Raw genomic sequence first — 18,521 nt, 5'->3', positions numbered from 1 at the left:
GAAACCCATGAACGCGGCCATCCTCCCCTCTACTGCCCCGATCGGCACGCCCGCCGGCGAGAAGGACTTCCTGCTGGCGGTCGAGGCGCTCACCGTCTCCTTCGATGGGTTCAAGGCGGTCAACGACGTGTCGTTCTATGTCGATCCGGACGAGATCCGGGTCATCATCGGCCCCAACGGCGCCGGCAAGACCACGGTGCTCGACTTGATCTGCGGGCGGACCAAGGCCAGCGCCGGCTCGATCAAGTACAAGGGCCAGGAGCTGACGAAGCTCTCCGAGAGCGCGATCGTCCAGGCCGGCGTCGGGCGCAAGTTCCAGACGCCTTCGATCTACGACGACCTGACGGTGTTCGAGAATCTCGAGATTTCGTTCCCCCGCGGCCGCTCGGTGTTCGGCGCGCTGACCTTCAAGCGCGATGCCGAAGTGCGCGACCGCATCCACGAGATCGCCCACACCATCTTCCTCAAGGATCAGCTCGACGCGCGCGCCGAGTTCCTGAGCCACGGCCAGAAGCAGTGGCTCGAGATCGGCATGCTGCTGATCCAGGACCCGGAGCTGTTGATGCTCGACGAGCCGGTGGCCGGCATGAGCGTCGGCGAGCGCATCAAGACCGCCGAACTCCTGAACCAGATCATCAAGGGCCGCTCGGTGCTCGTCATCGAGCACGACATGAAATTCGTCGAGGACATCGCCCACCGCGTCACCGTGCTCCACCAGGGCAAGGTGCTGTCGGAAGGGTCGATGGAGCGGGTCAAGAACGACCCGAAGGTCATCGAAGTCTATCTCGGTCACTGAAGGCGAACGGATCATGCTCCAGACCTCCGCCTCCCCCCATGTGCCGCCGGTCGTCCCCGGCACGCAAGCCATTCTGTCGATCTCCGACCTCCACTCGGCTTACGGCCAGAGCGAGGTTCTGCACGGCATCGACCTCTATGTGGCGCCCGGCGAGATCGTCGCCGTGATGGGCCGCAACGGCATGGGCAAGTCGACGCTCATGAAGACGCTGATGGGCATCGTGCCGACGAAGTCCGGCACGATCACCGTCGACGGCACGGACGTCACCGCCCTGAAGAGCCATGCCCGCGTGGCCAAGGGCCTCGCCTACGTGCCGCAGGGCCGGATGATCTTCTCCACCATGACGGTGCAGGAGAATATCGAGACGGGTCTCACCGTCACCGGCTCGCGCAAGGTGCCGCAGGACCTCTACACGATGTTCCCGGTGCTGCTGGAGATGAAGGGCCGGCGCGGCGGCAACCTCTCCGGCGGCCAGCAGCAGCAGCTCGCCATCGCCCGGGCGCTTGCCAGCAACCCGAAGGTTCTGCTTCTCGACGAGCCGACGGAGGGTATTCAACCCTCGATTATTCGCGAAATGGGGCGTACGCTGAAGAAGATTCGCGACGAGCGCGGTCTGTCGATCGTCGTCTCGGAGCAAGTGCTCAGCTTTGCCATGGACGTGGCCGACCGGGTTCTCGTGATCGAGAACGGCTCGATCGTCCACGAGAGTCTGCGTGCCGACATCGACGAGGCGCAGGTCGCCCGCTTCCTCTCGGTCTGAGGATTGTTGCGATGGCCGATTACGAGATCTTCGAGCTCGGCGACGTCGTTCTGCAATCGAAGCAGACGATCCGCGGCGCGCGGCTCGCCTACAAGACCTACGGCACGCTCAACGCGGCACGCGACAACGTCATCGTCTATCCGTGCTGGTATTCCGGCACGCATCTCGAGAACGAGTGGCTGATCGGGCCGGGCAAGGCGCTCGATCCGGACCGGTACTTCATCATCGTGCCGAACCTGTTCGGCAACGGGTTGTCGTCCTCGCCGAGCAACACGCCGGCACCCTTCAACGGGCCGCGCTTTCCCAAGGTCACGGCCTACGACAACGTGGTGCAGCAGCACCGGCTGGTCACGGAAGTCTTCGGCATCGAGCGGATCAAGCTCGTCACCGGCTGGTCGATGGGTGCGCTGCAGACCTTCCACTGGGGCGCGATCTTTCCTGACATGGTCGGGCGCATCCTGCCCTTCCAGGGCTCGGCCCAATGCTCGCGGCACAACTTCGTCTTCCTGGAGGGCGTCAAGGCCGCACTCCAGGCGGATGCCGCCTTCGCCGACGGGTTCTACGCCGAACAACCGCAGAAGGGCCTGCGCGCCGCCGCCCGCGTCTATGCCGGCTGGGGCTTCTCGCAGACCTTCTACCGGGTCGAGGCCGACCTGCAACAGATGGGCTACGCCTCGCTTGAAGACTTCCTCGTCGGCTTCTGGGAAGGCTGGCTCTTGGAGAAGGACGCCAACAACCTGCTCGCCATGCTCTGGACGTGGCAGAACGGCGACATCTCGGCCAACGACCTCTACGGCGGTGATCTCAAGAAGGCGCTCGGCGCGATCACGGCCAAGGCCTTCGTGATGCCGGCCTCGACCGACCTGTATTTCCCGCCGGAAGACAGCGCCATCGAGGTCGAGCACATGCCGAACGCGGAACTGCGCACGGTTGAGACCTATTGGGGCCACTTCGCCGGCGGCCCCGGCACCTCCCCCGATGACATCAAGGTGCTGGATGCGGCCCTGAAGGAGCTGCTCGCGAGCTGAGCCATCCGCGGGACGCCCCGGCGACCCGCCCGAACCGATCCGACGCCGACCCGCGCCGGATGAACGAAGAACGACAACAACGATCCACGAGGCGGCCGGACTCATGCCGGACACGCAACGGGGACGGCTGCCTGAAATTCGGACAGTAAAGGAGAAAAGGAAATGCCCGAGACCCTGATCAAGGTCGATCTCACGCAGTCGGCCTACGACAACGACATGGTGCACAACCGCTGGCACCCGGACATTCCGATGGTCGCCACCGTGAAGCCCGGCGACGACTTCATCGTCGAGACCTACGATTGGACCGGCGGCTTCATCAAGAACAACGATTCCGCCGACGACGTGCGCGATATCGACCTGTCGATCGTCCACTTCCTGTCGGGTCCGATCGGCGTCGAGGGCGCCGAGCCCGGCGACCTTCTCGTGGTCGATCTGCTCGATATCGGCGCCAAGGCCGAGAGCCAGTGGGGCTTCAACGGCTTCTTCTCGAAGAACAATGGCGGCGGCTTCCTCGACGAACACTTCCCCCAGGCCCAGAAGTCGATCTGGGATTTCGAGGGCATGTTCACCAAGTCGCGCCACGTGCCCGGCGTGCGCTTCCCCGGCCTGATCCATCCCGGCCTGATCGGCTGCCTGCCCGATCCGAAGATGCTGGAGACCTGGAACACCCGCGAGAAGGCGCTCTACGACACCAATCCGAGCCGGGTGCCGGCGCTCGCCACCCTCCCCTTCGGCCCGACCGCGCATATGGGCCGGCTGAAGGGTGACGCGAAGGAGAACGCTGCGGCGACGGGCGCCCGCACGGTGCCGGGGCGCGAGCATGGCGGCAATTGCGACATCAAGGATCTGTCGCGCGGCTCGAAGATCTACTTCCCCGTCTACGTGCCGGGTGCCGGCCTCTCCATGGGCGACCTGCATTTCAGCCAGGGCGACGGCGAGATCACCTTCTGCGGCGCCATCGAGATGGCGGGCTGGGTCCACCTCAAGGTGAGCCTGATCAAGGATGGCATGGCCAAATACGGGATCAAGAACCCGATCTTCAAGCCGTCGCCGATGACGCCGAAATACGACGATCACCTGATCTTCGAGGGCGTCTCGGTCGATGAGTACGGCAAGCAGCACTACCTCGACGTCACCGTCGCCTACCGCCAAGCCTGCCTCAACGCGATCGAGTACCTGAAGAAGTTCGGCTATTCGGGCGCCCAGGCCTACTCGATCCTCGGCACTGCCCCGGTCCAGGGCCACATCTCCGGCGTCGTCGATATCCCGAACGCCTGCGCCACGCTCTGGATTCCGACGGGCATCTTCGACTTCGACATCAACCCGTCCGAGGCCGGGCCGACGAAGTTCCTCGACGGCTCGATCCAGATGCCGCTCTCGCCGGATCTCTGAATCTCTTGGTTTGCCGCCCTCTCCGGGCGGCAAACCGCACACACTTCGCCTGAGAGTGCTTGAGATGCCCGTCTACGATTACGCCTGCGAGAGCTGTGGTCCGTTCACGGTGCTGCGCCCGATGGCGCAGTTCAAGGACCCGCATGACTGCCCGGATTGCGGCGGGGAATGTCAGCGGGCCTTCCTCACCGCCCCGCGGATCTCCGGCATGGATGCCGGCCTGAAGGCCGCCCACGCCACCAACGAGCGCAGCCGCCACGAGCCGCGCCGCTCCGGGGCCCACGGGGCCGGCTGCGGCTGCTGCTCGCCGAAGAAGACGTCCGCCGCACCCGCGGCGGCCAAGAGCTTCCCGAACGCGCGGCCCTGGATGATCAGCCACTGATCGAAGGGCCGTCTCCGCGGCGGGCGCCCTGGTGTGCCCGCCGCTCCGCCTCCGGGAGGATGGATCGAACCGAAGAACAGCTCCGTGGAGGAGCCGCCGGCCGCGACACGACAAGCGGGACGAACCCAGTGCGCAGGCCGGTGCAGAGGACGGGTTGGGGACTGACGATGCTTGAGCGAGTGACACAGACACGGGCCAGACGCCGCCGCGGCGTCGGGATCGGAACAGCCGGCGCCCTGCTGGCGGCAGGCCTCACCACCGCGACCGGCGCCTTCGCGCAGCAAGCCTCGCCGGTGGGTCAGTTCAACGACCAGACCCAGCCGCGCACCGATCCGCGCATCGCCGAGAAACCCGCCGATCCCGTCCGCATCGGCCCGCTCGCCCCCTGGGCCACCCATATGGCCGAGCGCGGGCTCACCTTCGACATCAACATCTACAACTTCTACCAAGCCAACCCTTCGGCCGGCCTGCGCACCGGTGAGCAGTCGAACTCGACCTACTTCGTCCTCTCCATGACCGCCGACATGCAGCGCATCGCCAATATCGCCGGCGGCACCATCAAGTTCACGCAGACCTTCTTCGGCAACGTCCGCAACCTCAACATGGCCGCCGATATCGGCGACACCACGGTCGGCTACCAGCCGCCGTTCAACCCCAATAACAACCGCCTCTCGCTGCTCACCTACCAGCAGAAGCTGCTCGACGACCGCCTCGTCATCGAGGTCGGCCGCACCCATCCCGATCGGTATTACGGCCTGCCGCCGTGCAACTCGATCAATTCCTGCTTCCAGGATCTGTTCTACTGCTCGTCGGGCAGGTACGAGATCGCGACATCCNACCTACCAGCAGAAGCTGCTCGACGACCGCCTCGTCATCGAGGTCGGCCGCACCCATCCCGATCGGTATTACGGCCTGCCGCCGTGCAACTCGATCAATTCCTGCTTCCAGGATCTGTTCTACATCAATGCCGGCTTTACCTCGCCGCTCTACGCGGTCTGGGGTGCGAACGCCGCCTACCAACTCTCGCCGACGAGCTACGTCCAGGCCGGCGCCTTCTCGGTGAACCCCGGCACCAACGCGCTGTCCGGCTACGATTTCGGCTACGAGCGGCTCTCGGGCGCGCTGGTGATGACCGAGATCGGCACCAAGACCGACTACACCATGNCCCGGCACCAACGCGCTGTCCGGCTACGATTTCGGCTACGAGCGGCTCTCGGGCGCGCTGGTGATGACCGAGATCGGCACCAAGACCGACTACACCATGACCGCCTATCCGGGCCGCGCCTCGCTCACCGGCTTCTTCAACACCGCGGATCACGACGACAACTTCAAGACGGTGTTCGGCACCTCGAAGGGCCTGAACCCCGGCGCTCCGGTGCTGCAGAAATCGGGCACGTCCGGCATCGTGCTCACCGGCACGCAGACGGTCTGGCGCGCCGATGGCAGCCTGGTCGCCAACCCGCACCCGACGTCGATCTCGCTCTACACCGGCACGGGCTATTCGTTCGACCCGACGGTGCCGATCCGCTTCAACTCGTTCGTCGGTGTGCGTCTCGACGCGCCCGACCAAAGCCGGCCCAACGACAGCTACGGGCTGAAGATGAACTGGCAGCGTTTGTCGGAGAACTACACGCAGTTCCTGGCGGATGCGAACTTCATCTCGGGCGGTTCGGGGGCCCCGTATTCGCGCGACAAGTTCGTATTCGAGGCCAACGCGCATTTCGATGTCGGCGCGGGCGTGATCATCGAGCCGGTGGTTCAGTACGTGGTCAACCCGAACACGTTCTGGAACCCCTTCACCGCGCGGCGCGCCAAGNCATTTCGATGTCGGCGCGGGCGTGATCATCGAGCCGGTGGTTCAGTACGTGGTCAACCCGAACACGTTCTGGAACCCCTTCACCGCGCGGCGCGCCAAGGACGGCTTCTACGCCGGTGCCACCCTCGTCGTCCCGCTCGGCACCCTGCTCGGCCTCGCTCCGGGCTAGCCCTCGAGCCAAGAAAAGGGGGCTCGCGCGACGGGCCCCTCCCCCAACACCAACCGGAGGAAACATCGCCATGATGCACGGTGATATCTCGTCGAGTCAGGACAGCGTCGGCGTCGCCGTCGTGAACTACAAGATGCCCCGGCTGCATACGAAGGCCGAGGTGCTGGAAAACGCCAAGAAGATCGGCGACATGATCATCGGGATGAAGGCCGGTCTGCCGGGCCTCGATCTGGTGATCTTCCCCGAATACTCGACCCACGGCATCATGTACGATGCGGGCGAGATGTACGGGACCGCCTCCTCCATTCCCGGTGCGGAAACCGAGATCTTCGCGGACGCCTGCCGCAAGGCCAAGGTCTGGGGCGTGTTCTCGCTCACCGGCGAGCGCCACGAGGAGCATCCGCGCAAAGCCCCCTACAACACGCTCATCCTGATGAACGACCAGGGCGAGATCGTGCAGAAGTACCGTAAGATCATGCCCTGGACCCCGATCGAGGGCTGGTATCCGGGCGACCGCACCTACGTCTCGGATGGCCCCAAGGGCCTCAAGATCAGCCTCATCATCTGCGACGATGGCAATTACCCCGAGATCTGGCGCGACTGCGCCATGCGCGGCGCCGAACTGATCATCCGCTGCCAGGGCTACATGTACCCGGCCAAGGAACAGCAGGTTCTGATCTCGAAGGCGATGGCATTCGCCAACAACACCTACGTGGCGGTCGCCAACGCCGCCGGCTTCGACGGCGTCTACAGCTACTTCGGCCACTCGGCGATCATCGGCTTCGACGGTCGCACGCTGGGCGAGTGCGGCGAGGAGGAGATGGGCATCCAGTACGCGGCGCTCTCGAAATTCCTGATCCGCGACTTCCGCGCCCATGGCCAGTCGGAGAACCACCTCTTCAAGCTGCTGCACCGCGGCTACACGGGCATGATCAACTCGAAGGAGAACCGGCACGGCATGTCGGAATGCCCCTACGACTTCTACCGCCGCTGGATCGAGGATCCCGACGGCACCCGCGACGCGGTGCGCGCCATCACCCGCTCCAGCGTCGGCACCGAGGAATGCCCGATCGAGGGCATCCCCTTCGTCGGCAAGGGCGAAGGCCCGCCCGATCCGCGCTGAGCCCCCACAGGCTGAAGCGCCACGTCATGCGGCCGAGCGCCCTCCATCCGATCCGGGTGGAGGGCGTTCTGCGTCTGTGCGCAGGCGGGGCGTTTTGTCGGGAACCTCGCGTGTCACGCATCGCTGTCGTTGATCGAGATTTTCGACCAAGCAGCGCGTTCGCAGGCGCGGGAATGCCGTCTGTCCTGTCTGATCAAGCAGTCGTTCGGATCCGTCGATATCACCGAGGTATTAGGTCTGACGTGGCCGCTGGCCAAAGAGCGCGCTGGGCGCGACCCGTCTCATGACGGCGTCACACGAACAGGAGACCTTCGCCATGAAGCGACTGATCCTTGCCTCCGTGTTTGTCCTGATGGCCAGCGGCGTGACGGTGGAAGCGCGCGGCTTCGGCGGTGGTGGCTTCCGTGGCGGGGGCGGCTTCCACGGCGCCCGAGTCGGCGGTTACCGCGGAGGCTATCACGGACACCGCGGTGCCGTGGCGGGCGGTTACCGGGGCGGGTACGGGCGCTATGGCTATCGCGGTGGCTACGGGCGCTACGGCTATCGTGGTGGCTACGGGTACCGTCCGTATGCCTACGGCGCAGCCGCCTTGGGCGTTGGGGCCGCCGCTGCCTACGGGGCCAGATCCTACGGCAGTTGTGGATCGTATCACTACTACGACCCGAACACCGGAGCCTGCACCCCGTACTGAACTTCAGTTTCCGACGAAGTGGACGCCGGTTCGGCGAAAGAAAGCGCGTCAAAACAAAGATCTAGAGACGCCGGCCTGATGCAATCAGGTCGGATACGGCTCTAGCGCGATGTCGTTCTCTGTCCGCGTGCCCTCATCGATGCCATCGATCTTGGAGCCGCGCGAAGGGGCTGGGTGAGACTTGGCCCGATGTGGCCCTCTGAGCAACGGGAGCCGATCATGGAAGCGCCTGGGACAAAGCCGCCGACCGAACTCGGCGACGAGACCTTCCTCTCCGCCGCCGAACTCGCCGGTTACGCAGCCGCGTTGAGGGCTGCCCAGGCCATGCGGGACATGCAGGGCGATGACCGTGCCGCCGAGGCGCGGGCCGAACTCATGAAGTCCCTGTCCCAGCCCATCGAACTCACCGCCGATCGGATGCAGGAGATCACGAAGTTGCTTCTGCATAAGCTCCGTATCGCGGCGGAGCAGGGCAAGAAAGAGCTCTTGGTGATGCGGTTTCCCAACGCGATGTGCAGCGACGGCGGCCGGGCGATCAACAACTGCGACACGGATTGGCCGGAGACCCTGACCGGACGGGCCCGCCAGGCCTACGAGTTCTGGCGGGACCGTTTGCAGGGCGCCGGCTATGGATTGCGGGCGATGATCGTCGATTGGCCCAACGGCATGCCGGGCGACGTGGGCTTCTTCCTCGACTGGGACACACGCCCGCCGACCTGATGGGCATGGCTGCCCCCGCCGATACTGCAAGGCTTCAGCCCGAGCATCACGACACGTGCGGAACGTCGCTCCCATCACGGGCTCTTCCGTCAGTCCTTTGGGAGTGGACGCCGTGTCTGGCCCGAATCGCGACCTCAGGCCTGTATTTGACGAAGGCCGATATGCGGTTGGTTTTCGCGCCGCCAAGCACTCGGTGTCATGCCCAACCAGCGTCGGAAAGCATGGCTGAAGGCGGCCGGCTCGGAGAAGTCCAGTATGGCCGAAACTTGGGCCATGGTCATGGTGGTATCGGTCAAGAGTTGCTTCGCCACTTGGCATTGCGCCTCGTTGGCGAGTTGCCGGAACGTCGTTCCCTCCGATCTCAGGCGACGGCTCAAGGTGCGTCGGCTGACGAGCCTCAGGCGCGCCGCCTGTTCCGCCTTGCAGCGCTGCCGTGTCACGTGGGCGCGCAGATACTGACGGAGTTCATCCGTGAGGTTGGAGGATTGCTTGGCCTCGAGCCTGCGGATGCGATCTTCCACTCTCCGGCGGATTGCGGGATCCGCGCCCTCGATGCGTTGGGCGAGAAGCCGGGCGGGAAACACCAAAGCGGCCATTTCCTGGTCGAAGCGGACGGGTGCCCGGAAGAAGTCGCGGTAGGGGGCCGCATCGCGCGGCACCGAGCGGGGCAGCAGAACCTCCAACAAGGCAGAGCCGGGGCCCGCCAGTATCCGAAGGATGCTGGTCGTTGTGGCAAGTGCCCGCTCCGAATGAAGGGGGGCGCCCGCGGCATCCGGGCCATAGGGGCAGTAGCTCAAGACGGCGATGTCGCAATCGACGGCGAGTGCGATCACCGCGCCCCAGTTCTGTGTGCCGGAATGCGCTTCGAGCGCTCGTAAGGCGTCACCCATTGTCTCCGAGTGGCGCATCAGCAGCCCGAGCCGTCCGAGCGAGGCCAGGGTGGCCCGCCGCCCGATCAGGAGCCCAAGATGCGGACAACCTGTCCTGTCCGCTCCATGGGCGACCAGCTTGCCCAGTGCGGCGTATGGGACGCGCGCGCCGCAGCCGAATAGCCCAGGATCGAGCCCAAGCTCGCAGAGCAGCTTCTCTGGATCGGCGCCGAGTTCGATGAGGGTCGTGTAGACCGTCCGCGCCACTCCGGGCCGGCTCAACCCGATAGGCTGCTGGATCTCAGAGCCGAGGATTTCAGCCGTTTTCGATGAATCAGGGGGGACGCCCATACGCAATCCAGCAGAAGAGGACATGAAAACCCTCACCACCCATGTTCAGCGTTTTTATAAGATATGAAGCATCTGCATTTCGCAATTGGCAATATTGGGTTTTATAAAATATGCCGAAATGGGTTCATTTCTGATCAGATTGTATCGGAATTGCCTTGTAACGCTCGATTGCAGCCCGTGCGTTGAACAAAAGACGGTCCGCGCCAAGTTCCTGGTCCAGACCTGCGCGCCGAACCATATCGAGTACGCTCGGGTTGAGCCCAACCAGCCAGAACGGCACGCTCGTGCGCCGGGCCGCCTCCTGGAGCATCTGCAGGGCCGAGTACTCGATATCGGGTACGCGGCTGAAATCGAGTGCAACGACGCGCGGCTTGTATTCGGCGATCAGGGCCTGGATCCGATCTGCCACGTTTTGAGCGTTTGCGAAGTAGAGTCGCCCCTCGGGGCGGAGGATCAGGAGGCCGTCGAACATCTCGTCGTCCGGGTGCTCGGACGAGCGGGGACGCAGGACATCGGCCCCAGGTTTGCGAACGATCACTGAGACCCGGGGACGCGCGGTCTGGAGGGCAAGGCCGAGGAGCGACAGGATGATGGCGACGACGATTCCTTGGAGCGTCCCGAAGACGAGCACCCCGACGGCCGCCACGACCGCCCAACGGAACTCCATCCGCCGCACCTTGTAGATGGCCCGGAACTCGGCCGGTTGGATGAGGCTGGCCGAGTAGACGATGACGATGGCCGCAAGGGTCGCTTGCGGCAGGAGACTCAGCACCGGGGCCAGGAAGAGCATCGTGCCGAGAGCCGCCGCGGCCGTCACGAGCGAGGCCGCTTGGCTCCGGCCTCCGGCGGAGCGCACGACGCCGGTCTGCGATGTCCCGCCGCCAGCCGGCATGGATCCGAGCAGGGCTCCCCCCAGGTTTGCCGCGCCTGTCGCGACCAATTCGCGATTGGCGTTGATGGGTGGGTCTCCCGGTGCCGCGAAGGCCCGGCCTGCCGCAATGCTCTCCGTGAAGCTCATCAGGGCGATGCCGATGGCGCCGGGCAGCAGCGCCTGGACGAGCGTCGGTTCGGGCAGGGTCAGCGATGGAAGGCCCTGTGGGATGGCCCCGACGGTCGAGACTCCCCATGCGCCCAGGCTCAGAAGCCATGAAGCGGCGATGGCGACCGCGACCGTGACCAACGGGGCCGGCGAATGAGGTTTGAGACGCTCCATGCCGACGAGCATGGCCAGCGTGATGCCCGCAACAGCCAGGGTCGGCCATGAGGTCTCGGGGAGGTGTCGAACGAGGCTGGCCAAGTCGGCGAAGAACGATTGCTTTGCGATGTGGAGCCCGAGAAGCTTGGGCGCCTGATCCAGGAGGATCACGAGGCCGATCCCCGCCTTGAATCCCGTGAGGACCGGCACGGAGATGAGGCTGGCAACGAAGCCGAGTTTCAGGAGGCGCGCCGTCAGGAGCAGCGCGCCGACGAGGGCCGTGAGCGTTGCCGTCGCGGTGAGAAGCTTCGCCGGGTCGCCATCCGGCACCGTGCTGCCGAGTTCGGCCCCCGTCAGGATGGCCAGCGTCGTGGTCGAACTGACGCTCAGCACGCGCGATGAGCCCAGCAAGCCATAGATGATCGAGGGAACGAAGGCGGTGTAGAGGCCGACGGCCACCGGTAGACCGGCCACCGCGGCATAGGCCATGGCCTTGGGCAGGACGACGGCCGCGGCGGTGAGCCCTGCCACGAGGTCGAAGCCGAACGCGACCGGCTTACCGTTCCCGGAGCCGCCCCTCGTCGAGACCAAGTCCTTCATCTGCGGTCCTCCGCGACCGGCTCGCCACGCGGGGGCGCCTTCAATGCGCGATTTCGTCCATGCGGATGAGGGTGCGCCGGAGCACTTCGAAGATGACGGCCGTCGACCAGCCGAACAGCAGGATGCCGTTCATCGCTGCGACGGGACCCAGAAGGCGCCAGCTCTCGACCGGCATAATGTCGCCATAGCCCAGCGTCGTGTAGTTCACGAAGGCAAAGTACAGGAGATTAGATCCAGCCGGGGCAACCTCTATGATCGTGTAGATGAGGGCCCAGATCATGACCTCCAGGGTATGCGCTGCCATCAGGACGCACATCACGGATGACATGGTCCAAGAAAGTGAAGCGCTGCTGTACCTGCTGATGCCGGCATGAAAACGGGCCACCTTGAGGACCGCCGCCATCATGAATGAGTGGACGGTGATGCTGCAGATGCTGGCACCTGCCCCGACCGCCAGTTGAGCCAACATTCTCGCCCTCCGCAGCTTGACCGCAAAAGCAGGCACCGACCGCCGGTCCAAGGACAGGCGTCAAACAGGGGCCGGGGGACGTGATCGAAACTTCGCCGGCGGCCGTTTCTCAGAGTGCCGGAAGGGCCCGAATGATCTTTCGTGTGCGGTTGACGATCCGATAATCGTTGTCCCAACACAGAAGCGGAACCGGGACGCCGCTCCCATGTCGCTTTCGCCCTCGGCTCTGCGGGGCGAACCTGTCTTCAGTAGCGTTCCGGAACGAAGTGCTTTTTCCGAAGCGCGTCATCGTACGCTTTGTCCTTGCTGCGCTTTGGCAAGATCACCGCCTCGCGTTTCTGCTCCTTGAACGGGATGAGGTGGATGAGGCGTGCAATGCAGTTGAGGCGAGCCCGACGCTTATCGTCCGAGCGGACGACGTTCCAGGGCGCGTCATCCGTGTCGGTGGCCGCGAACATCGCGTCGCGGGCTTTTGAAAACTCGTACCAGCGCCCGTAGGATTCGAGATCCATTGCGCTCAACTTCCACTGCCGCAGGGGATCCTCGATACGCGCCAGGAAGCGCCGCTTCTGCTCTTGCTTGCCGACCTCCAGCCAGAATTTGATGAGTTGGGTTCCACCATCGACGATGAAGCGCTCGATCCGCGGGCAGAGATCGAGGAACCGGCGATACTCCGTCTCGTTGCAGAAGCCCATGACACGCTCGACGCCCGCCCGGTTGTACCAACTGCGGTCGAAGATCACGATCTCGCCGGCCGCCGGGAAATGCTCGATGTAGCGCTGGATGAAGATCTGGGTCTTCTGGCGGTCGGTTGGTGCCGGCAGCGCCACGACGCGGAAGACGCGGGGGCTGACGCGCTCCGTGATGGCCTTGATCGTGCCGCCCTTGCCGGCGGCATCGCGGCCCTCAAACACGATGATGATGCGAGCGCCGGTCCGCTTGACCCAATCCTGCAGGTGGCAGAGCTTGACCTGGAGCTTACGCAACTCCCGCTCGTAGTTCTTTCTCTTGAGCTTCTTGACGGCCCCGGGATCGGGCGGATCCGCGTCGGGCTTGTCGGCCAGCATGACCTGCTCGATCTCGTGCATCGTCGTGCTCCTTCCTCTCCGCCTGGACGGCGTCGGCCGGCTCACTCGGCCGGCAGGCGCTTTGGCACGCCGCTTGTGGCGTCAGCCCGCGGTTCCGCCCGCTGTTTGGCCCCCTTCCCACCGACGAGCCGCCAAGCCCGCTCGCGCAGGTCTTGGAACAGGACGTAGAGAGGCGGGATCACGAAGATGCCGAGGAACGAGGCGGCGATCATGCCGCCGAAGACCGGCGTTCCGACATTGCGCCGGGCGAGTTGCGACGCGCCGGCGGCGATCACGAGCGGGAGCAGGCCCAAGATGAAGGCGAAAGAGGTCATCATCACCGGGCGAAAGCGCAGGCGTGCGCCCTCTGTGGCCGCCACCTGCAGGGGAATGCCCTTGTCCCGCTGCTCCTTGGCGAATTCGACGATCAGGATGCCGTTCTTGGCCGCCAAGCCGATGAGCACGATCATGCCGATCTGCGCGTAGAGATCGAGGGTGAGCTGGCCCCAAACCATGGCCGCGTAAGCCCCGACGATCCCGACCGTGACCGACAACAGCACCGGGATGGGGATGGTCCAGCTTTCGTAGAGCGCGACCAGGAACAGGAACGCGAACAGGACCGCGAAGCCCAGGATAATGGCCGTCTTGCCCTCTGCCCGCTTCTCCTGGAATGCCGTGTCGGTCCACTCGCCGCCGAAGCCCGCCGGCAGGGTCCGGCCGGCAACGCCGTCCATGGCAGCGAGCGCCTGCCCGGACGAGACGCCCGGGGCGGGCGAGCCCTGGATCGTGACGGCGCGAAGGTTGTTGTAGCGGATCAGCGCGGGCGGCCCCACGACGATCCGGACCTCCGCGAGCGAGCGCAACGGCACCATCTCGCCGTCCTTGTTGCGCACGTTGATCCGGTAGATGTCGTCGATCTTGGCCCGGTCCGCGGCCTCCGCCTGAACCTGAACCTGCCACGTGCGGCCGAACAGGTTGATGTCGTTGACATAGTAGCCGCCGAGCGAAGCTTGCAGCGCTTGGAACACGGCGCTCAGGGGCACCCCGAGAATCTGGGCCTTGTCGCGGTCGATATCGAGAAACACCGAGGGGTTCGTCGCCGAGAAGGTGCTGAAGACTCGGTTGAGCTTCGGATCCTCGTTCGCCGCCACGACCAGGCCGCGCAGGACTTGGGCAAGCTCCTTCGGATCGCCGCCGCGCAGGTCCTGCAGGACGTAACTGAAGCCGCCGCCGGTGCCGAGACCGATGATCGGCGGTGGCGCGAGCGGGACGACGGTCCCTCCGGGGACCTCCCGGAACCGCTGGCCCAGGCGCGCGATCAGGGCCGCCGCCCCGTCCGCGGCGCCCTTGCGCTCCTCGAACGGCTTGAGAGTCACGACGAGGAAGGCTGCGTTGCCCTGAGAGTAGTTGTCGATGAAGTTCAGGCCGATCACCGATGTCGTGTCGGCGACCGCATGTTCCTGCCGCAGGATCTCCTCGGCCCGCGCCACCACCTCGGAGGTCCGCCCGACCGATGCGCCCTCGGGCAGTTGCACCACGACGAAGAACGCGCCCTGGTCGTCCTCCGGCAGGAAGCCGGTCGGGGTGAGCTTGGCGAGTTCGATCGTGCCGTAGGCCGCCGCGCCTGCCAGCACGAGACCGAGGATCGAGAAGCGCACGATGCGGGCCACGGCGGCACCGTAACCGTCGCGAACGCGGTCGATGGAGCGCATCACGACGCCCATGATGCCCCGGCGCGGACCATGATGGGGCCGCAGCAGCACGCCGCATAGGGCCGGCGACAGGGTCAGCGCGTTGATGGCCGAGATGAACATCGAGACCGCCACCGCGACGGCGAACTGGCGGAAGAGTTCACCCGAGATGCCCGGCACGAAGGCCACCGGCACGAAGACCGAGAGAAGGACCAGTGTGATCGCGATGATCGGGGCCGTGATCTCGGCCATGGCCTGCTTGGTGGCCTCCCGAGGCGACAGTTCCGGGTGTTCCTCCATCACGCGCTCGACGTTCTCGACGACCACGATGGCGTCGTCGACCACGATTCCGATGGCCAGCACGAGGGCGAGCAGCGAGACGGAATTGGCCGAGTAACCGACCGCCTTGAGGACGATGAAGGTGCCGATCAGGCTGACCGGCACGGCGAGCGTCGGGATCAACGTCGCGCGGAGGCTGCCGAGGAACAGGAACACCACGATGACGACGAGCACGAAGGCTTCGACCAAGGTCTTCTGGACCTCGTGGACGGTCTCGGTGATGAAGGCGGTTGGATCGTAGGTCACCTTCCAGGCAAGGCCCTCGGGAAAGGCTTTCGCCAGCTCCCCAACCCGCTTCTCGACCTCTTTCAAGGTCGAGAGAGCGTTCGCGCCGGGCGACTGGTAGATCGCGATGACGGTCGCCGGGCTGCCGTTCAGCCGCGTTTCACGGTCGAGATTGGCCGCCCCGAGGTCGATCCGGGCTACGTCACCGAGGCGCAGCACCGAACCGTCGGGGTTCGTGCGCAGCACGATGTTCCGAAACTGGTCCGTCGAGGTCAGGCGTCCCTGTGTCTGGATGCTGAGCTGGAGCTGTTGCTCGTTCGAGATCGGGCGGGCGCCGATCCGTCCCACGGGCGCCTGGACGTTCTGACTCTGGATCGCGCCGATGACGTCGCCGGTGGTCAGGTTGAGACCGGTCAGCTGGTCGGTCCGCACCCAGGCCCGCATGGCGTAATCCTGCGGTCCCCACAGCGTCGCGTCGCCGACGCCGGGCGTGCTCTTGATGCGATCCAGCAGGTTGATCGTGACGTAGTTGGAGATGAAGAGCGGGTCCTGCGTCGCCTTTGGCGAGTAGACGGCAAGCACGCCAAGAAGCGCGGAGGACTTTTTCTTGACCGTGACGCCCTGCTTGCGGACGTCCTCGGGCAGTTTGGCGAGGGCGATCTGAACGCGGTTGTTGACGTTGACGGCGTTGATATCGGGATCGGTTCCGAGCTCGAACGAGCCGGTGAGCGTGTAGCTGCCATCGTTGCCGCTGACGCTCTTCATGTAGAGCATCTTATCGACACCCACGACTTGGGACTCGATAGGCTGGGCGACCGTGGACTCCACGACGTCGGCAGCGGCGCCGGGATAGGTCGTCGTGACCGAGACCTGGGGCGGCACGATGTCGGGATACTGCGCGACCGGGATGGTCAGCAGAGCCAGCGCGCCCGCGATCGAGATGACGATGGCGATGACCACTGCGAGCCGCGGGCGGTCAACGAAGATCGCGGAAAGCATCGGCTCAGATCCTGCTTGCCGTCTGGCTGACCGGGGTGGCCTGAACAAGGATCCCCGGCCGCACACGCTGCAGCCCATCGACGATGACGAGTTCGCCGCCCGACAGGCCCTCCGCGATGACGGCGTCCGGGCCGGTGCCACCGGGCTCCGGCTTGATGCGTCGTGTCGCGGCCCGGCCGTCTTCGACGACGAACACGTAGACGCCGCCCTGATCGGCAATGAGCGCCGCCTGCGGGATCACGACCTTCTGCTCCGGCTTTCCGGCCTGGAGATCGACCCGCACGAGCTGCCCGTCGCGAAGCGCGCCCGCCGGGTTCGGCATCGTGGCCCGCACCACGACCGTGTCGGTGGCGCGATCGACGCTGACGTTGACGAAGTTGATCTGGCCGACCTCCCCATAGGTCGAGCCGTCCGAGAAGCGAATGCGCACCGCGATCCTGCTGCGGTCGGGGCGTCCCCCGCTCTGAGCGTAGCGCTGGAACTCGCGTTGGCTCACCGGGAAGGTGAGGTACATCGGATCCTGGCTGACCACGGTGGTCAGGACGCCGCTATCGGGGCCGACCACATTGCCCTTCGTGACGCCGGTGCGGCCGATTCGGCCGGAGATCGGCGCGAAGATCTGCGTGTAACCGAGATTGATCCGCGCCGTCTGGAGGCTCGCCTCGTCGCCCATGACGGCGCCCTTCGCCTGATCCAGGGCGGCGCGGGCCTGGTCGCGGGCCACGACCGTGCCGGAATTCCGATCGAGCAGGTCTTGCGCCCGCTGCAACTGGATGGCCGCAAGGGTGTATGCCGCCTTGGTTCGTTCCAGGGCGCCCTCGGCCTGCTTGACCGCTGCTTGGAAGAGGTCGGGCTCGATCCGATAGAGCGGGCTTCCTTCCTTGATCGGCTCGCCTTCCTTGAACAGGACGGCGTCGAGAAAGCCCGTGACGCGCGCGCGGACCTCGACGCGACCGACCGCCTCGATACGGCCGACGAAATCGAGCGTCTGGTCGATGGCCTTGCGCTGGGCATTGACTGTCCCGACCGGAACCGCCGCGGGTGCGGCCGGCTGGGCCTTGGCAGGCAGCCCCTGTGCAACAACGAAAAACAGGGCGCATACCAGAGGGAAAAATCGGTCCATGGTCGTCCCTTGCCGCGCTCCCCGTCTGCCGACGCTCCACCGTGACAGTTTCCCGGCGCGCTGCTTGATCGGACAGGACAGCCCGGTCTCTGGATTGGCTTTCATTCCTCGATTGGGCGCGCGAAGCAGGAGGTCGCCGTGCGTCGGCACGAGCCGGAGGCGGCACCTGCGATGAGTTGCACGCGATGATCTCGGGCCCGGAACAGGCCGCCGACAGGATCCGATCGACCGACCTTGGCCCCCCAGCAGGCTCTCACTCCGAAGCGTGAACGCTGTGCGAGCCGGTTGAGGCGGCGAGGGTTTCCACGCGAGCCCGTCGGCGTGGCTCCCTTTACCTGTCGGCCCGCTCGCTCAACTTCAACGCGATCGAAGTGGCCTTCACCGCGAGCAAGGCTGTCCTGTGCGCTGAGGTAGCCCGCACCGTCCCGGATCGCCGGAGCAACATCCAGCCTACCTTGAAGCGCTTCAAGTCAGATGGGGGCCGCAACTCTCTTGCAGTCGCCGGCTACGATGCAGATGGCCCGAACCTGATCGGCCCTTGCTCCAGCCTCCGTTGATCAGGAAACGGGCGAGGAGGAAGACCCGCGGCACTGCGGACAGGCCTGTGCAGTCTCACCGATGAGCGCCGACAGTTCGATAAGCCGGCTTGAATGACGGTCATTTCGGAGAAAGAGGGGCCGACAGGGATAGTCGGCCCCTCTTTCTTGGAGATATGC

The 18,521-nt window shown here is 65.3% G+C and carries 14 protein-coding genes and 4 pseudogenes; 12 read left to right on the top strand and 6 right to left on the bottom strand.

Features of this window, described 5'->3' with window-relative positions; translation table 11 throughout:
* The first annotated feature begins 7 nt into the window (after positions 1 to 7).
* From urtD to ASF53_RS20550, 12 genes and pseudogenes are all read left to right on the top strand, one after another.
* Positions 8 to 796: an urea ABC transporter ATP-binding protein UrtD gene (urtD, locus tag ASF53_RS20590; RefSeq protein WP_056203063.1), complete on the top strand. Its 789-nt coding sequence runs from the start codon at positions 8 to 10 to the stop codon at positions 794 to 796.
* 70 nt (positions 797 to 866) lie between these two features.
* Positions 867 to 1,556: an urea ABC transporter ATP-binding subunit UrtE gene (gene urtE / locus ASF53_RS20585; protein ID WP_200943310.1), complete on the top strand. Its 690-nt coding sequence runs from the start codon at positions 867 to 869 to the stop codon at positions 1,554 to 1,556.
* An 11-nt stretch (positions 1,557 to 1,567) separates the two neighbouring features.
* Positions 1,568 to 2,584 (top strand): alpha/beta fold hydrolase, encoded by a 1,017-nt coding sequence (locus ASF53_RS20580; RefSeq protein ID WP_056203057.1) that lies wholly within the window; start codon positions 1,568 to 1,570, stop codon positions 2,582 to 2,584.
* A gap of 162 nt (positions 2,585 to 2,746) precedes the next feature.
* On the top strand, positions 2,747 to 3,976 hold the full coding sequence (fmdA, locus tag ASF53_RS20575) for a formamidase (RefSeq protein WP_056203054.1): 1,230 nt from the start codon (positions 2,747 to 2,749) through the stop codon (positions 3,974 to 3,976).
* A gap of 64 nt (positions 3,977 to 4,040) precedes the next feature.
* Complete coding sequence (locus ASF53_RS20570) at positions 4,041 to 4,358, top strand: FmdB family zinc ribbon protein (protein WP_004446576.1); 318 nt, start codon at positions 4,041 to 4,043, stop codon at positions 4,356 to 4,358.
* 167 nt (positions 4,359 to 4,525) lie between these two features.
* Positions 4,526 to 5,194 (top strand): annotated as a pseudogene (locus ASF53_RS26890) (carbohydrate porin); the annotation flags it as partial.
* 1 nt (position 5,195) lies between these two features.
* Positions 5,196 to 5,522, top strand: a pseudogene (locus tag ASF53_RS26885) (carbohydrate porin); the annotation flags it as partial.
* Positions 5,523 to 5,604: 82 nt separating this feature from the next.
* Positions 5,605 to 6,174 (top strand): annotated as a pseudogene (locus ASF53_RS26880) (carbohydrate porin); the annotation flags it as partial.
* Position 6,175: 1 nt separating this feature from the next.
* Positions 6,176 to 6,343: pseudogene (locus ASF53_RS26875) on the top strand (carbohydrate porin); the annotation flags it as partial.
* Positions 6,344 to 6,413: 70 nt separating this feature from the next.
* Positions 6,414 to 7,466, top strand: coding sequence for an aliphatic amidase (locus ASF53_RS20555; RefSeq protein ID WP_056203051.1), 1,053 nt, complete (start codon positions 6,414 to 6,416; stop codon positions 7,464 to 7,466).
* 316 nt (positions 7,467 to 7,782) lie between these two features.
* Entirely contained in the window at positions 7,783 to 8,157 is a 375-nt protein-coding gene (locus ASF53_RS25310; protein ID WP_082482927.1) for a hypothetical protein, read from the top strand.
* A 219-nt stretch (positions 8,158 to 8,376) separates the two neighbouring features.
* Entirely contained in the window at positions 8,377 to 8,877 is a 501-nt protein-coding gene (locus ASF53_RS20550; RefSeq protein WP_056203047.1) for a hypothetical protein, read from the top strand.
* 134 nt (positions 8,878 to 9,011) lie between these two features.
* Here the strand turns inward: ASF53_RS20550 and ASF53_RS20545 are convergent, their stop codons facing one another.
* From ASF53_RS20545 to ASF53_RS20520, 6 genes are all read right to left on the bottom strand, one after another.
* A complete protein-coding gene (locus tag ASF53_RS20545; RefSeq protein WP_082482926.1) occupies positions 9,012 to 10,121 on the bottom strand; it encodes an AraC family transcriptional regulator in 1,110 nt (369 codons plus the stop codon).
* Positions 10,122 to 10,221: 100 nt separating this feature from the next.
* On the bottom strand, positions 10,222 to 11,892 hold the full coding sequence (locus ASF53_RS20540) for a SulP family inorganic anion transporter (RefSeq protein ID WP_056203041.1): 1,671 nt from the start codon (positions 11,890 to 11,892) through the stop codon (positions 10,222 to 10,224).
* A gap of 40 nt (positions 11,893 to 11,932) precedes the next feature.
* Positions 11,933 to 12,361 carry a potassium channel family protein gene (locus tag ASF53_RS20535; protein WP_056203038.1) on the bottom strand — a complete coding sequence of 143 codons (429 nt, stop codon included), beginning with the start codon at positions 12,359 to 12,361 and terminating at the stop codon, positions 11,933 to 11,935.
* 245 nt (positions 12,362 to 12,606) lie between these two features.
* On the bottom strand, positions 12,607 to 13,449 hold the full coding sequence (gene ppk2 / locus ASF53_RS20530) for a polyphosphate kinase 2 (protein WP_056203035.1): 843 nt from the start codon (positions 13,447 to 13,449) through the stop codon (positions 12,607 to 12,609).
* 41 nt (positions 13,450 to 13,490) lie between these two features.
* Positions 13,491 to 16,682 (bottom strand): efflux RND transporter permease subunit, encoded by a 3,192-nt coding sequence (locus ASF53_RS20525; protein WP_056203032.1) that lies wholly within the window; start codon positions 16,680 to 16,682, stop codon positions 13,491 to 13,493.
* 4 nt (positions 16,683 to 16,686) lie between these two features.
* A complete protein-coding gene (locus ASF53_RS20520) occupies positions 16,687 to 17,805 on the bottom strand; it encodes an efflux RND transporter periplasmic adaptor subunit (RefSeq protein WP_056203028.1) in 1,119 nt (372 codons plus the stop codon).
* Positions 17,806 to 18,521: the final 716 nt, after the last annotated feature.

It is taken from the genome of Methylobacterium sp. Leaf123 (assembly GCF_001423405.1).
Lineage (GTDB): Bacteria > Pseudomonadota > Alphaproteobacteria > Rhizobiales > Beijerinckiaceae > Methylobacterium.
This window is presented reverse-complemented; position numbering and strand designations above follow the sequence as displayed.

What these genes read in the sequence shown, in the direction of transcription:
- ppk2 (WP_056203035.1), bottom strand. Translation starts at nt 13,449, where the DNA reads ATGCACGAGATCGAGCAGGTCATGCTGGCCGACAAGCCCGACGCGGAT.
- ASF53_RS20535 (WP_056203038.1), bottom strand. Translation starts at nt 12,361, where the DNA reads ATGTTGGCTCAACTGGCGGTCGGGGCAGGTGCCAGCATCTGCAGCATC.
- ASF53_RS20550 (WP_056203047.1), top strand. Translation starts at nt 8,377, where the DNA reads ATGGAAGCGCCTGGGACAAAGCCGCCGACCGAACTCGGCGACGAGACC.
- ASF53_RS20545 (WP_082482926.1), bottom strand. Translation starts at nt 10,121, where the DNA reads ATGTCCTCTTCTGCTGGATTGCGTATGGGCGTCCCCCCTGATTCATCG.
- ASF53_RS20570 (WP_004446576.1), top strand. Translation starts at nt 4,041, where the DNA reads ATGCCCGTCTACGATTACGCCTGCGAGAGCTGTGGTCCGTTCACGGTG.
- ASF53_RS20540 (WP_056203041.1), bottom strand. Translation starts at nt 11,892, where the DNA reads ATGAAGGACTTGGTCTCGACGAGGGGCGGCTCCGGGAACGGTAAGCCG.
- fmdA (WP_056203054.1), top strand. Translation starts at nt 2,747, where the DNA reads ATGCCCGAGACCCTGATCAAGGTCGATCTCACGCAGTCGGCCTACGAC.
- ASF53_RS20520 (WP_056203028.1), bottom strand. Translation starts at nt 17,805, where the DNA reads ATGGACCGATTTTTCCCTCTGGTATGCGCCCTGTTTTTCGTTGTTGCA.
- ASF53_RS20525 (WP_056203032.1), bottom strand. Translation starts at nt 16,682, where the DNA reads ATGCTTTCCGCGATCTTCGTTGACCGCCCGCGGCTCGCAGTGGTCATC.
- ASF53_RS25310 (WP_082482927.1), top strand. Translation starts at nt 7,783, where the DNA reads ATGAAGCGACTGATCCTTGCCTCCGTGTTTGTCCTGATGGCCAGCGGC.
- ASF53_RS20555 (WP_056203051.1), top strand. Translation starts at nt 6,414, where the DNA reads ATGATGCACGGTGATATCTCGTCGAGTCAGGACAGCGTCGGCGTCGCC.
- urtD (WP_056203063.1), top strand. Translation starts at nt 8, where the DNA reads ATGAACGCGGCCATCCTCCCCTCTACTGCCCCGATCGGCACGCCCGCC.
- ASF53_RS20580 (WP_056203057.1), top strand. Translation starts at nt 1,568, where the DNA reads ATGGCCGATTACGAGATCTTCGAGCTCGGCGACGTCGTTCTGCAATCG.